We start from the raw sequence: 14,721 nt of genomic DNA, 5'->3' as shown, positions 1-14,721 counted from the left end.
AGTTTGCAGCTCCATTAGTTAAACAAATTAAACCAATTGTTTTGTCACGATATTCGATCAAAGATCTGGAAAAACTATCAGGCGTAAAGGCTCACACCATTCGTATATGGGAGAAGCGATACGGTTTATTAGAACCCCAACGCACCGATACAAATATCAGATTTTACGATGATGATCAACTAAAGTTTATCTTAAATGTGTCGATTTTGCTGGGATTGGGGTTTAAAATATCCCGTATCAGCCACATGACAGATGACGAACTAAATCGTGAAATAGAAAAACACTTACTCGAACAATCCAAAGCCCGTGACCTGGCCAATGAGCACAAGGTTAACGGCTTAACAGTTTCCATGATTGAACTGGATGAATCGCGGTTCAACAATATCTACATCTCGGCATTGACCGAGGTTGGCTTTTATCAAACACTTTCTAAAATCATTTATCCGTTTTTAGAAAAAGTTGGAATCATGTGGGGCATTAATGAGATCAACCCCGCTCAGGAACATTTTATTTCAAATCTCATCAGGCAAAAAGTCATTGTTGAAATTGACCGTTTGCCCACTAAACCTGAGCGAGAAGAAAAGGTTGTTTTATTCTTGCCAGAAGACGAATTGCACGAATTAGGACTCCTTGTTGCACAGTATTTTATTCGTAAAGAAGGTTTCAAAACCTATTATCTTGGACAAAATGTTCCTTACACTGATTTGCTGAAAGTTAGTAAAATCGCCAATCCTGATATATTACTCACTTTCTTTGTTACCAGCATTCAACCTAACAATGCCGGAGAGTATATAGAAAAACTTCACAGCGATTTTGGAACAAAAAAACTGTGGGTTGGCTCTCGGCCTGAGTTACTTGAGAATGTTGACCTCCCGGCAAATCTCACTATACTCAATTCAATCGATAAGCTCCTGGAATTAATCAAGTAAATCTCAATTTCCTTTAGGGCTCTATAATCAAAGCTTATAGACAGTATTAGTATTTTTGTTTAACTATTTTTAAAAATAATTAAACAAACTTGTGTAGCGACAAATATTTTTATCTATGTTTGTTTAAACTTTTGAGAGAAACATTAAACAATATAGATTATGTCTAAGTATAATTTCAATAAAGAACTTCTTTCTTTGAGAAGACCACTAAACTATTTCGCCCTACAGTTAACATCAAATCAAGAAGATGCAAACGACTTGCTTCAGGAAACAATGGTTAAGGCTATTGCTTACAAAGACAAGTTCAAGGAAAGAACTAATCTCAAGGCATGGGCGTATACCATCATGAAAAATACTTTTATCAATAATTACAGGAGAGCCGTAAAAGCCAATACAATTATTGATAAAACTGAAGATCTTTACTATTTGAATGCGGCTCCCAAGAGCGATAAAAATGCTCCGGAGACAACCTATGCATACAAAGAGATCAAGAAAAAAGTCAGCGCTTTAGAAGATGAGTATCGAGTACCTTTCGAAATGCATTATCAGGGATTTAAATACAAAGAAATTGCTGATGAACTCAACCTTCCAATCGGAACAGTAAAAAGTCGTATCTTTTTAGCTAGAAAGAAATTGATGGATGTATTAAAAGACTATCGATAACATTGAATAAGAAAGTAATCGTCATTGGAGGAGGTTTTGCCGGCCTCTCCTCTGCAGCCTGCCTGGCGAAAGAAGGTTACGATGTAACCATACTGGAAAAAAACGAATCAATTGGCGGTAGAGCTCGTCAATTCAAAGTAAACGGATTCACATTTGACATGGGGCCTAGCTGGTATTGGATGCCCGATGTTTTTGAAAAGTTCTACAATCTATTTGGCTACACCACAAGTGATCTATATGAGTTAGAGCGTTTAGATCCCGGATATAGAGTGCACTTTGGCGAAAACGATCACGTTGACGTTCCTGCTAAATTTGAACAGCTAGTCGATTTATTTGAATCGATTGAAGAAGGTAGTGGTCAGAACCTCAAAAAATTCCTCAGTCAGGCTGAGTACAAATACCAGGTTGGAATTAACGATTTGGTGTACAAACCCAGCAAATCACTTACAGAATTTCTAGATTGGAGGATTGTCTCCGGAGTTTTCAAAATGGATCTTTTCAAGAGTATTAGCAGTGAAATAAGAAAACTCTTCAAAAATCCTAAACTCATAGAACTCCTAGAATTTCCTGTACTCTTCCTTGGAGCAAAACCACAAAGTACTCCTGCTTTATACAGCTTGATGAACTATGCCGATCTAAAGCTTGGAACCTGGTATCCTAAAGGTGGAATGTTCAGGATCGTTGAGGCAATGGAAAAAATTGCCCGCGAACAAGGCGTGAAAATTGAAACCGGGGTTGAGATCGATCGATTTGAATACCGAAATGGAAAAATCACTTCCGCTGTTTCCGGCTCTGACCATTACGATGCTGATGTTTTTATTGGTGCCGGTGATTACCACCACATAGAGCAAAAGCTCGTGGATAAACAATACCGCAATTACTCTGAAGATTATTGGGACAAAAGGACTATGGCTCCATCTTCACTCTTATTTTATTTGGGCGTTGACAAAAAGCTCAAAAACTTAAATCATCACAATTTATTTTTTGACGAAGATTTTACGATTCATGCCAAAGAAATCTATGATGATCCAAAATGGCCATCAAAACCGCTTTTCTATGTGTGCGCCCCAAGCGTAACGGATGAAACAGTTGCTCCGGAGGGAAAGGAAAATCTTTTTATATTAATACCCACTGCTCCCGGACTCGAAGACAGCGAGGAAATGAGAGAACATTACTACGAACTGGTAATGAACAGGCTAGAGCGATTGACAAAACAAAAAATAGCCGACTCTGTTATTTATAAAAGAAGCTACGCGCACAAAGATTTTAAAAATGATTACCACGCCTTCAAAGGAAATGCTTACGGATTAGCAAATACTTTGAGGCAAACTGCTATTTTAAAACCTGCGATGCACAGTAAAAAATTAAAAAACCTGCTCTTCACTGGACAACTTACAGTTCCCGGGCCTGGTGTTCCACCATCTTTAATCTCGGGGCAGGTTGTTGCCAAAGAAGTTGCAAAGAGCATAAATTAACACATTATGAAAGCCTTATTTGACGAAATCAGCATCAGGAGTTCGCGAATGGTGACTAAGAAGTACAGCACTTCTTTCTCGCTGGGCATTTTGTTTTTGAACAAGGATTTTCGTGACCCCATCTATTCAATTTACGGATTTGTTCGCTTTGCTGATGAAATCGTGGATACGTTTCATGATTACAACAAAAATGATCTACTGGTCAAATTCAAGGCTGATACACATCAGGCAATTGAAGAAGGAATTTCGCTCAACCCAATTCTCAACTCATTCCAGCAAACGGTCAGAGCCTATGATATAGACCTCGAACTTATCGACACATTCCTCAAGAGCATGGAGATGGATTTGCACAAAAAGCAATATTCAAAAGATAAGTACGAAGAATATATTTTAGGATCTGCGGAAGTCGTGGGTTTGATGTGCCTAAAGGTTTTTGTCAATAATGATAAAGCTCTTTATGATGAGCTAAAACCTTATGCGATGAAACTGGGTTCTGCATTCCAAAAGATCAACTTCCTCCGCGATTTACACGAAGATTACTGTGAAATGGGAAGAGTTTATTTTCCGGGTATTGAGATGAAGGAATTTAACGAGGAATGCAAAAGAGAGATTGAAGAAGACATCAAGCAAGATTTTCAAGTAGGGTTTGAGGGGATTAAAAAGCTCCCTAAATCATCGAGTTTTGGTGTTTATGTGGCTTACGTATATTTTTATTCGCTACTCAAAAAAATACAAAACACGCCAACCAATACTATTCTGAATAAACGCGTTAGAATCCAAAACAGTAAAAAATTAGCCCTGCTGTTGAGATCTTACGTACAGCACAGTTTCAACCTTCTATAATTTCAAGCGAATTTGTTTCTTTTGCATTGGGATTTTTCCCACAAAACGCTAATGCATATCGAGCTTTGAGTCAAGAAAAAGTAATTCTCGTCAATGAAAATGACGAAGAGATAGGTTTGATGGAAAAAATGGAGGCTCATGAAAAAGGCTTACTCCACAGAGCTTTTTCCGTTTTTGTGTTCAATGACAAAGGGGAAATGTTGATCCATCAAAGAGCTAAACATAAATACCACTCCGGTGGTTTATGGACTAATGCTTGTTGCAGTCACCCGCGAAAAGGAGAAACGAATGAAGAAGCAGCGCATCGTAGGTTAATTGAGGAAATGGGATTTGACTGTGAAATAGAAAAAGCGTTTGAATTTGCTTACAAAGCAGAGCTCGATAAAGGGTTGAGTGAACATGAATACGATCATGTGTTTTTAGGCCGATTCAACGGGAGTCCCAACATCAATCCTGAAGAAGTTGAAAATTATAAATGGATTGATCAACAATCTTTGTTGCAAGACGTTAATAAGGAGCCTGATTCTTACACCGAATGGTTTAAGATGGCTATTGAAAAGGTGTACAACCACCTTGAAAAGTGAAAATATAATTCAGTGAAAGTTACCGTAAACAGAAAAGCTCACTTTAATGCTGCCCACAGGCTGCATAACCCTGAATGGGGATCTGACCGAAATAAAGAGGTTTTTGGAAAGTGCAACAATCCAAACTACCACGGTCACAATTATGAGTTGGTCGTTTCTGTAACAGGAGAAATTGATAAAGAAACGGGTTATGTTATCGATATCAAGACGCTGAAAAACCTGATTAAGGAAGAGGTTGAGGAGCCTTTTGATCACAAAAACCTCAATCTCGATACGAAAGAATTCAAAGATTTAAATCCCACCGCTGAGAATATTGTAGTGGTGATTTGGAATAAACTTCGCGACAAACTTAAAAGTGAACTCGCGTTAAAAGTTACACTTTATGAAACTCCAAGAAACTTTGTTGAATACAGCGGAGACTAAAAACGGACACGAGAAAGAGGAAATCGAGAGTATTGGTGACGAGCATGTGAGTACGTCTAAAGAAACTCCGTTGAGAAGTGATGCTTTTGATCTTACTGATGAAGAGAAAATTCAAAAAATTGAACACCACTTCACAGAGATCATGAAAACGATGGGTATGGATCTGAATGACGACAGTCTAAAAGGCACACCTCATCGTGTAGCTAAAATGTATATCAAAGAGATTTTTGAGGGTTTGAACCCAGAGAATAAGCCACTTATCAAACTTTTTGAGAATAAATACAAATACGGTGAAATGCTTGTTGAAAAGAATATCACCGTGAATTCTCATTGCGAACACCACTTTGTTCCGATTACCGGAAAAGCACATGTGGCCTACATTTCAAATGGTCATGTTATAGGTTTGTCCAAGATAAACCGCATCGTTCGCTATTATTCAAAACGCCCTCAAGTTCAGGAGAGGTTGACTGAGCAAATTGCCGAGGCGCTCAAAAACATTCTCAAAACTGAAGATGTGGCTGTCGTAATCGATGCACACCACATGTGTGTGAGCATGCGTGGCATTGAAGACAAAGATTGCTCAACGATTACATCTCACTTCAGCGGTGACTTCAAAAAGAATGACACGCTCAGAAATGAGTTTTTGAGATATACCAGCTAAAAACTATTTCAGCTCAAATGTCGTAGAACCGATTTTCATTTTATCGGCATACGCTTCGATGGTGTAAATGCCTTCATCGAGTTCGTCTTTTACATCCCAAAACATGCAAACATCGAGTTCGCGGTTTTCGTAGTAAACGATCTTCTTGACAGTGTAAAGCCCTTTTGTACCATCGAATTCAAACATGTTTGACTCATCAGTACGTTCAGCTAGCACTTGCCCATTTGGACTGATAATCCTGATGTAAACGTTTCGTTCGCCTTCTTTGGCAATATCGTTTTTCTCAAGCGTAAAGCAAGTCTTGATTTTTTCAGCACGTCCCGCTCTGCTCGTTTCTTTCATCGTGCCCATGATATTACTACGCTGAGCAAATGAAACCATGTTTAGCGCATTCAGTTTTGCGCCAATTTTCACTTTTTCTTCGAGTTCTGTTTTTTCCGTTTCAAGGTTTTCATTTCGCTTTTCCGTTTCAGTGAGTTTTTGAGTTACCTCAGCATTTTTGGCTCTGAGCTCAATGTTCTCCGTATTCAGAGAATCAATAGTTTTTACATAGCCTTTCATGATGTCACGGAGAGTAGAAGCTTCCTTGCGCAACTTGTAAATCGTCCACTCATTATTTTTGGCCTGGGTAATGAGTTCTTTCACTCTTGCTTTTTCTTCCTCGAGTTGTGTTTTAATGGAGTCATTATCTGTATCCAAAGAGTCGTATTTCACAAGCATATTCTCGAGATCACCCACAACACGATCGCGCTCTTGCTGAACATCTTGCTTCATAGAAGAGCAATCTGCCAGTTGATCTTTCAGCTGCATATTGGAATAAAACAAGTATCCGGCTCCCAATAGAGCAAAGACTAACAGCGTAATCAATATCGAAATACTGGAGTTATTCTTTTTGTTGTCTTTGTTATCTTCTTTGTTTTCCATGACTTTTATTAACTTTATATCCTAAACCGCCACTATGCTTGACGACTTTGTTTCACTAATTTACCCAAATGTGTGTTCGGGCTGTTCACGCCCGCTTCTAAAACACGAAAATACAATTTGTTTACACTGTAAAACCAAACTCCCTTTTACTCATTTTCACGATGACCCTCACAATATGATCGAAAAGATCTTTTGGGGTCGCGTTCCGGTTGAAGCAGCGAGTTGTCTAGCTTACTTTTACAAACGCGGACTCATTCAAAATATGATGCACCAACTCAAATATAAGGATCGGACTGAAGTGGGTGTTGATTTAGGCAAAATTGCAGGTTTTCAGCTAGCCAACTCAAAGCGTTTCTCTGGAGTAGATTTGGTTATTCCTATCCCCATGCATCCTAGAAAGCGCAAAAAGCGAGGCTACAATCAATGCACTTTTATCGCTAAGGGAATTGCTGAGCCACTCAATGCTGGAGTGAATGAAGTGGCTCTGACCAAAACAGATGATACCGCTTCTCAAACGAGGAAATCAAAATTCAATCGCTGGCTCAATGTAAAATCGGTATTCAATTTAGAGCGTCCGCAAGATATTGAAGGAAAACGCGTATTGCTCATCGATGACGTTGTAACAACGGGGGCTACGCTAGAAGCAGCAGGCCAAACACTGCTACAGGCAAAAAATGTAGAGTTAAATATTTTCACAATTGCTCACGCACGCAAGTAGCGCATTCAATCTTGCTATATTTGCACGCATGGCAGAAACAATTTCAGTTGTCAACAACCTCAGCAAAGAGGAAAAATACAACCAGCTTATTCCGCAGGTAAAAGCATTGGTTGACGGTGAAACAAACCGTATCGCCAACATGGCAAACGTTTGTGCGGCTCTGAAAGAAGTCTTTGATTTCTTTTGGATCGGTTTTTATTTGGTTGAAAACGATCAACTCGTTTTGGGACCATTCCAGGGCCCTGTTGCCTGCACCAGAATAGCGAAGGGCAAAGGAGTTTGCGGAACAGCCTGGAACGAAAATAAAACAATGTTGATTCCTGATGTTGACCAGTTTCCCGGTCACATAGCCTGTAGTGCTCAATCAAAAAGTGAAATTGTTTTGCCTTTTTACAACGGTCAGAACCAAATAGCAGGAGTCCTCGACATAGACAGTGACCAACTCGAGACATTTGACGAAACCGACTCTCAATTTTTAGAAAATCTACTCAACGAAATACGTGAAGCGCTCAATTAACAGATATACCGTTCTCCTAATCGCATCGGTTTTGCTGGCCTGGAGCTGTGCTCAACAAATGCCGCTAACTGGCGGAGAAAAAGACACGACTCCTCCAAAAATCGAAGAAAGTAGTCCGCGCAATTTTTCAACCAACTACAAAGGCAATAAAATCGCTCTTACTTTTGATGAGTTTATTCAGGTAAAAAGCCTCACTCAAAACGTCATCGTTTCGCCACCACTCGAATATCCGCTTGAGCATATCATCAAAGGAAAGTCGGTCATTATTTCCATCGAGGACACGCTAAAACCAAATACAACTTATAACTTCAATTTTGGCGAGGCAATTGTCGATTTGAATGAAAGCAACCCATTAGACAGTAATCTTTTCGTTTTCTCTACAGGCCCAGTCCTCGACTCACTCACGATAAGCGGCCAACTAAAAGATGGCTGGACACTGGAGCCTGTAAAAGACATTTCACTCTATCTTTATCTCAACCATAATGACTCTGCCGTTCTCAAAACGCGGCCAGATTACATCGGTAAAACAGACCAAAGCGGGAACTTCACGATTCCCTATCTGCCCAATAAACCTTTTAAGATTTATGCGGTGGGCGATAAAGATCAAGACTATGAATACGACCCATTTGCTGAAGAGTTTGCATACCTTGAAGGCATTGTAAATCCGGGAGATTCTGTCAACCTGGAAATGAAAACTTTTACTGAACAAGACACCGCACAGCGATTGCTCAAAACTGGCGGAATTCACTACGGTCAGGCGTTTTTAAAATTTCAAAAAACTGCTGAGAATATCACGCTCAAACCAATTGGCAAGACTGTCAACTACATTTCTCGATGGAATGACACAAAGGATAGCCTCACGATGTGGTTCCCTGATTACGCTGATCACGACACCATCCGGTTTCAGGTTCTGACCGATACAATTTTAGACACAGCCGAGGTTGTCCTGAAACCAAAAGAAAAATTCATCAACAAAAAAACGAATGAACCTTCAGTAAAATTCAGACTCAAAAACAGTTACGATTTGGGCCGTTTCAGCTATTTTGACACTCTGTGGTTTTACTCTGATCATCCAATTCAATCAATCGACAAGAAAAATTGGGTTTTCAGTGTAAATGATGACACCCTTTCATGGGATTCGCTTTTGAAAAACGATATTATTCGTTTCGGTCAGAGCCCGGATGACAGCCTGCGCAGTTTTTCATTGCTCTACGACTGGAAACCCGCTGCATCCTATTCAATTACAATTCCCGATTCTTCGATAAAAGACATTTTTGAACTTTCTCACGACACGCTGGAAATACAAATAAAGACCAAAAAATTTGAGGATTACGGAAAGCTGGCACTCAACCTGAATCTTCCAGATACAAAAGGACAATACCTTTACCTACTTCTCGATGACAAACAGAATGTAGCGAAAAAAATGGTTGTACAACCCGATGAAAAAATTGTTTTTCCTCTCTTAGAGCCTGGAAAATACGAGTTTAAAATCATCGTGGATGAAAACAAAAACGGAAAGTGGGACACGGGAAACTTCTTTGAAAAACAACAACCTGAGGCTGTTTTTTATTACCCTAAAACTGCTGATGTTCGAGCAAACTGGGAAGTTGAACTCGACTGGACAGTTGAAGATCAAAGTTTGATCTCAAACTGATCACGATCGTTGAGAAACTTAAATTTTTCACGTACCTTTTTTAGTTCCTCAGCATCCAGCGTGAAAGTTTGAACAATTTCTTCGTGCGGCTTGATTTTGGAAACCATTTTGCCCAACGGATCAATTAAAGCAGAATCACCACGATACAGCACATCATTTCCATCTTTACCAACACGATTAACCCCAATTACATAAGATTGATTTTCAATCGCTCTTGCCGGTAATAAGGTTCGCCATGCGTGTGATCTGCGCTCGGGCCAGTTGGCTATGTAAAAAGCTAAATCGTATTCCAGGTCGTTTCTACTAAAAACCGGAAAACGCAAATCGAAACAAATTTGTGGAAAGATCCTCCAACCTTTTAGCTCAAAAACTTTTCGGTCACAGCCAGCCGAATAATAGTTTTGCTCACCGGCTAAAGAAAAGCGGTGTCGCTTATCGTAATGCTGGACATTGCCATCAGGAGTTACCCAAAGCAAGCGATTGTAATAACTTCCATTTTCCTCAATTATAGCACTTCCCGTAATGCAGGAATCAAACCGCTTTGCCTGATCTTTCAGCCATGATACCGTATCACCTTCCATCTTCTCAGCATAGTCTTCAGCTTTCATCGTAAAGCCGGTAGTGAACATTTCAGGAAGAATGATGAGATCTGTTTCACTGATGTTGCTCTCCAGCAAATGATCAAACAACATGAAGTTTGAAGCTTTATCATGCCAGTTGAGCTCTGACTGAACTAAAGTGACTTTGAGCTTTTCCATATTCGAGTAACGGCTCAGGTTTTATCAATGTTTTGAAAAAAGGCACAGCAAAGATTTGCTGTGCCTTTAATAAAATCAAGCTAATGATTTCACAAAATCATACATAAGCCTTACACCTACGCCAGTACCTCCAACAGGTTTGTACTCGTCAGGTGAATCAAGGAATGCCGGACCTGCAATATCGAGGTGAATCCACGGATAGTCAGTAAAATGATGAAGGAATTTCCCTGCTGTTACCGCTCCGCCAATGGGACCACCAACATTTTTCATATCTGCGATGTCAGATTTGAGTAAATCACCGTATTCATCCCAGAAAGGTAATTCTGCAATGCGTTCGTAAACCTGTTCACCACTTTTGTTGAGTGTCTTTTTAATGTCGTCATCTGCAGTTCCCACCATTGCTACACCAAACGGACCAGTAATTGCCGCAGCAGCGCCAGTCAATGTAGCAAAATCGACTACCAGTTGAGGATCGTATTTTTTCGCGTAAACTAACGCGTCTGAAAGAATTAAACGTCCCTCAGCATCAGTGTTTTGGATCTCAACTGTAGTCCCGTCACTAATCGTAATAACATCATCAGGGACAAGTGCATTTTTATCGATTCTGTTATCAGTAGCAGGTACTAGTCCAACTACGTGAACAGGCAGTTTATTTTTCGCAATCGCATACATTGCACCTGTTACGGCAGCACCGCCACCCATATCACTTTTCATTGAAGACATGTTTTTGCCGCCTTTTAGGTTATTTCCGCCCGTGTCGTAAACAACTCCTTTTCCAACCAGAACAATCGGTTGTTCATTTTTCGCATTTTCAGGCTTCCATTCCATGACATTGAAAGTTGGCGGATCTATACTTCCCCGGTTAACACCTAGTAGTCCACCCATATCGAGCTCTTTTATCACTGCTTCGGTCAGAACCTCAGCCGCAAACCCTGAGTCCTCTCCGGCTCTGATTATGCGTTGTGAAAATTCCTGAGCGTTTAGCGTAATAACCGGTTCATTTACCAGATCACGAGCGAGGAAAACGGCCTCTGCTGTGTTGCGAACTTCATCGAGCAGTTGCTGATCTACATTATCGACAACAACGCCTATTTCTTTGAGTGAAGATTCGACCTTGTTCTTTTTGTATTTTTCAAAAGAATAGCTCTGCAAAATGATTCCTTCAACAAAGGCGAGAACCTCTTCTTTGGTAATATCACCAAGGGATCTGACCGTTATTTGAGAAATCTTGTCGCTATTCACAGCCTGATGAAGTTTAGCACCTGCTTTTCTCGCCTTTTCTAGCAATACAGATTGACTTCCTTCATTCGTGTACCATGAAAAAGATGTGAATTCATCACCGTGAGGAACATTCGCTATTCCCTGCTCATCCGCATCCATTCTTCGCTTAAAATATGAAGCGGCTTCATCATCGGCATGGTGGATTTCCACGTTTCTGTGACCGATGAGAATAAGCCCTCCACCTATTGCTTCGTTCTTTAATTCTATCATAATTATTTCATTAAAAAAGCGCCCCTTTGAGGAGCGCTTTTGTGATTTTAAATATCGAATTTAATACCTTGTGCTAACGGTAATTCTGAACCGTAATTAATGGTATTTGTTTGTCTTCGCATGTAAGCTTTCCAGGCATCAGATCCACTTTCGCGACCTCCACCGGTTTCTTTTTCACCGCCAAAGGCTCCGCCAATCTCAGCACCAGAAGTACCGATATTGACATTCGCAATACCACAGTCAGATCCCGCTTCAGAAAGGAATCTTTGTGTTTCGCGCATGTTGTTAGACATAATTGCCGATGAAAGACCTTGTTTCACTCCGTTTTGAAGTGCGAGTGCATCATCAACGTTACCTTTGTACTTGATCAGGTAAAGGATAGGAGCAAAAGTTTCTTCCTGTACAATTTCAAAGTGGTTTTCAGCTTCAACAATTGCCGGTTTTACATAGCAACCGCTTTCAAAACCTTCTCCTTCGAGAACGCCACCTTCAACAATGATGTTTCCACCTTCTTCTTTTGCCTTGTCAAGAGCTTTAAGGTAGTTGTTGACTGCATCTTTATCGATAACCGGACCTACGTGATTATTTTCATCAAGTGGATTTCCGATTTTGATTTGCTTGTAAGCACTTACGAGAGATTCTTTTACTTTATCGTAAATATCTTCGTGAACGATGAGTCTGCGAGTTGAAGTACAACGCTGACCTGCAGTTCCAACAGCTCCAAACACAGCTCCCATGAGTGTCATGTTCAGATCCGCTTCAGGGGTAACGATGATTGCGTTGTTACCGCCAAGCTCGAGGATCGTTTTTCCGAGTCGTGATGCAACAGTTTGTCCAACGATTTTACCCATTCTGATAGATCCTGTAGCACTTACAAGTGGAACACGATTATCTTTAGTCATCATTTCCCCAACTGTGTAATCTCCTGTAACAAGAGTTGAAATGCCTTCAGGCATATCATTGTCGCGGAGAACATCAGCTAAAATGTTTTGAGAAGCGATTCCTGTAAGAGGTGTCTTTTCAGATGGTTTCCAAACTGTAACGTCACCACAAACGAGCGCTACTGCAGTATTCCATGCCCAAACGGCAACCGGGAAATTGAACGCTGAAATAATTCCAACTATTCCGAGCGGGTGCCATTGCTCTTGCATTGCGTGCATCGGGCGTTCAGACTTAATTGTAAGTCCGTAAAGCTGGCGAGAAAGACCGACTGCAAAATCACAGATATCGATCATTTCCTGCACTTCACCAAGACCTTCCTGGTAAGATTTACCCATTTCATAAGAAACGAGCTTACCGAGTGGTGCTTTGTATTCACGTAGTTTATTACCGAATTGACGTACTATTTCACCACGCTGCGGAGCAGGAAGTGATCTCCAGTATTGAAAGGCTTCTTGTGCCTGACCTATTGCTTTTTCGTAGTCTTCACGAGTAGTGGTCTTTACACTTGCAATTTCTTCTGCATTTACAGGAGAAACTGAAGTGATAGGGTCGCCACTTGCCCAGTGTTCTTTTCCAGAAAATGTTCCATCATTCACCTCGTCAACACCGAGGGTTTTTAAGGCTTCTTGAATTCCAAAATTATCTGCCATTGAACTCTGTTTTTTTGTTTTCGAATTTGAGTTCAAAGGTATAAAAGATGTTTGGTGTAGAATTATGTGACAGATTCGAGCATGTTTGTCAACTCGGGCTTGCTTATTGGTTTTGCCAAATAATCTGTAAAGCCCTCATCAATAAACCGCTTTCTATCTCCAGACATGGCATAGGCAGTAGTCGCAATTACAGGTGTATTTGCAAATTGATCAAATTCCTTAATCTTATGTAGCAACTCTGTTCCATCGATATCATCTTCACCGAGATTAATATCCATCAAGACCGCATCATAGCTTTCTCCTTTCTCAGCCGAATTCAAAACATCATTACTTTCCTGCATAATAATGATATCATAGTCAGCACTGAGAAACTTTTTTATGATAAAAGCATTGATTTTATCGTCTTCAACAACTAATACACGCTTCATTCCTGCAATAATAAAGTTGATATATCCCCTACGTGTGGTAAAGGTAAAATTATTTTTATTACGCGATAGTAATCGTTTGATTATATCATTTTCCAACAAGAATCAAAAAGGTGTAATGACATTCGTTGTTAAATTCCTCTTTAAATCAATTAAACCAATTTATTTTTTCGTTGTTTTGATGATCCAATCAAATAAATAAAATCATGAAAACACTTTATTCACTATCAGCAGTTTTGCTATTTGCACTGGCAACATTTTCAGTAAAAGCGCAGGACCTTCCAAAACCGAGTCCTCATGCAGAGGTTTCTCAAACTGTGGGTCTGACCAATATTTCAATTGAGTATTCAAGACCCGGAGTTAAGGAAAGAGATATTTTTGGCGGTCTCGTCCCATTCGGTAAAGTATGGAGAACGGGTGCCAACAAAGCGACAAAAATCACATTTGACACACCAGTTACTTTTGGTGGAGAAAAGGTTGAAGCGGGCAGTTACGCCATTTTCACTATTCCGTCAAAAGATGAATGGACTGTCATTTTAAACACAACAACTGAATCATGGGGAGCTGGAGATTACAGTGAAGAAAATGATGTTGCACGCATTGAAGTTGAATCAATGGATATGCCACACATGGAAAACATGATGTTCTACTTTGATGAGTTAAAAGACGGCAGTGCTAATTTAATTCTTCGCTGGGCTGAGACCGGTATTTCTATTCCTGTAACAGTTGATTACAAGAAATTGGCGATGCAAAACATCGAAGCTGAGTTTAAAAAGTATGAAAACAAATACAGACTTTACGATAACGCAGCAGATTTCTACATTGCAAATAACATGGATATTGATAAGGCTGTAGAATATGCTAAAAAGTCTGTTGAGATGAATCCAAAGTTTTGGAACATGAGAACGCTTTCAGAGGCTTACGCAGCTGCAGGTAATTATAAAGACGCTATTAAAACTGCTGAAAAATCCATGAAATTAGCTGAGGAAGCTGAATATGAGCCATATATCAAAATCAATAAAGAGAATATTAAAAAGTGGAAGAGCAAGATGTAATCACTCTTT

16 protein-coding genes are annotated in these 14,721 nt (G+C 39.9%); 11 read left to right on the top strand and 5 right to left on the bottom strand.

From position 1 onward, the window contains the following. Positions 1-41: 41 nt before the first annotated feature. The 7 genes from F3059_RS08435 (at position 42) to folE (ending at position 5,578) form a co-directional block, all read left to right on the top strand. Positions 42-929 (top strand): MerR family transcriptional regulator, encoded by an 888-nt coding sequence (locus F3059_RS08435; protein WP_151168178.1) that lies wholly within the window; start codon positions 42-44, stop codon positions 927-929. A 159-nt stretch (positions 930-1,088) separates the two neighbouring features. After that, on the top strand, positions 1,089-1,592 hold the full coding sequence (locus tag F3059_RS08430) for a sigma-70 family RNA polymerase sigma factor (protein WP_151168176.1): 504 nt from the start codon (positions 1,089-1,091) through the stop codon (positions 1,590-1,592). Between the two features lie 2 nt (positions 1,593-1,594). Continuing rightward, complete coding sequence (locus F3059_RS08425) at positions 1,595-3,067, top strand: phytoene desaturase family protein (RefSeq protein WP_151168174.1); 1,473 nt, start codon at positions 1,595-1,597, stop codon at positions 3,065-3,067. A gap of 6 nt (positions 3,068-3,073) precedes the next feature. Beyond that, entirely contained in the window at positions 3,074-3,910 is an 837-nt protein-coding gene (locus tag F3059_RS08420) for a phytoene/squalene synthase family protein (RefSeq protein WP_151168172.1), read from the top strand. Positions 3,911-3,975: 65 nt separating this feature from the next. Further along, complete coding sequence (idi, locus tag F3059_RS08415; RefSeq protein WP_151168170.1) at positions 3,976-4,494, top strand: isopentenyl-diphosphate Delta-isomerase; 519 nt, start codon at positions 3,976-3,978, stop codon at positions 4,492-4,494. A 12-nt stretch (positions 4,495-4,506) separates the two neighbouring features. Beyond that, positions 4,507-4,917 (top strand): 6-pyruvoyl trahydropterin synthase family protein, encoded by a 411-nt coding sequence (locus F3059_RS08410; protein WP_151168168.1) that lies wholly within the window; start codon positions 4,507-4,509, stop codon positions 4,915-4,917. Further along, complete coding sequence (gene folE / locus F3059_RS08405) at positions 4,877-5,578, top strand: GTP cyclohydrolase I FolE (RefSeq protein ID WP_151168166.1); 702 nt, start codon at positions 4,877-4,879, stop codon at positions 5,576-5,578. The genes F3059_RS08410 and folE overlap by 41 nt, the downstream gene beginning before the upstream one ends. Before the next feature lie 3 nt (positions 5,579-5,581). Here the strand turns inward: folE and F3059_RS08400 are convergent, their stop codons facing one another. Continuing rightward, positions 5,582-6,502, bottom strand: coding sequence for a hypothetical protein (locus tag F3059_RS08400; RefSeq protein ID WP_151168164.1), 921 nt, complete (start codon positions 6,500-6,502; stop codon positions 5,582-5,584). Positions 6,503-6,677: 175 nt separating this feature from the next. Between F3059_RS08400 and F3059_RS08395 the strand changes: the two genes are divergently transcribed. The 3 genes from F3059_RS08395 to F3059_RS08385 are packed head-to-tail and all read left to right on the top strand — an operon-like array spanning position 6,678 to position 9,391. Next, the gene (locus tag F3059_RS08395; RefSeq protein ID WP_170265133.1) at positions 6,678-7,220 is read left to right on the top strand and encodes a ComF family protein; all 543 of its coding nucleotides are present in this window, start codon (positions 6,678-6,680) and stop codon (positions 7,218-7,220) included. 28 nt (positions 7,221-7,248) lie between these two features. Continuing rightward, positions 7,249-7,737, top strand: a complete 489-nt coding sequence (locus F3059_RS08390; protein WP_151168160.1) for a GAF domain-containing protein — start codon at positions 7,249-7,251, stop codon at positions 7,735-7,737. Next, entirely contained in the window at positions 7,721-9,391 is a 1,671-nt protein-coding gene (locus F3059_RS08385; protein ID WP_151168158.1) for an Ig-like domain-containing protein, read from the top strand. Before F3059_RS08390 ends, F3059_RS08385 begins: the two co-directional genes overlap by 17 nt. Here the strand turns inward: F3059_RS08385 and F3059_RS08380 are convergent. The 4 genes from F3059_RS08380 to F3059_RS08365 form a co-directional block, all read right to left on the bottom strand. Continuing rightward, on the bottom strand, positions 9,370-10,149 hold the full coding sequence (locus tag F3059_RS08380; protein ID WP_151168156.1) for an amidohydrolase: 780 nt from the start codon (positions 10,147-10,149) through the stop codon (positions 9,370-9,372). The genes F3059_RS08385 and F3059_RS08380 overlap by 22 nt on opposite strands. Positions 10,150-10,224: 75 nt before the next feature. Continuing rightward, a complete protein-coding gene (locus tag F3059_RS08375; RefSeq protein ID WP_151168154.1) occupies positions 10,225-11,640 on the bottom strand; it encodes a leucyl aminopeptidase family protein in 1,416 nt (471 codons plus the stop codon). 47 nt (positions 11,641-11,687) lie between these two features. Then, the gene (gene amaB / locus F3059_RS08370) at positions 11,688-13,232 is read right to left on the bottom strand and encodes an L-piperidine-6-carboxylate dehydrogenase (protein WP_151168152.1); all 1,545 of its coding nucleotides are present in this window, start codon (positions 13,230-13,232) and stop codon (positions 11,688-11,690) included. Between the two features lie 62 nt (positions 13,233-13,294). Then, the gene (locus F3059_RS08365) at positions 13,295-13,660 is read right to left on the bottom strand and encodes a response regulator (protein WP_151168150.1); all 366 of its coding nucleotides are present in this window, start codon (positions 13,658-13,660) and stop codon (positions 13,295-13,297) included. A 203-nt stretch (positions 13,661-13,863) separates the two neighbouring features. Between F3059_RS08365 and F3059_RS08360 the strand changes: the two genes are divergently transcribed. After that, positions 13,864-14,712 (top strand): DUF2911 domain-containing protein, encoded by an 849-nt coding sequence (locus tag F3059_RS08360; protein WP_151168148.1) that lies wholly within the window; start codon positions 13,864-13,866, stop codon positions 14,710-14,712. Positions 14,713-14,721 lie beyond the last annotated feature (9 nt).

The organism is Salibacter halophilus, assembly GCF_008806325.1.
Lineage (GTDB): Bacteria > Bacteroidota > Bacteroidia > Flavobacteriales_G > Salibacteraceae > Salibacter > Salibacter halophilus.
This window is presented reverse-complemented; position numbering and strand designations above follow the sequence as displayed.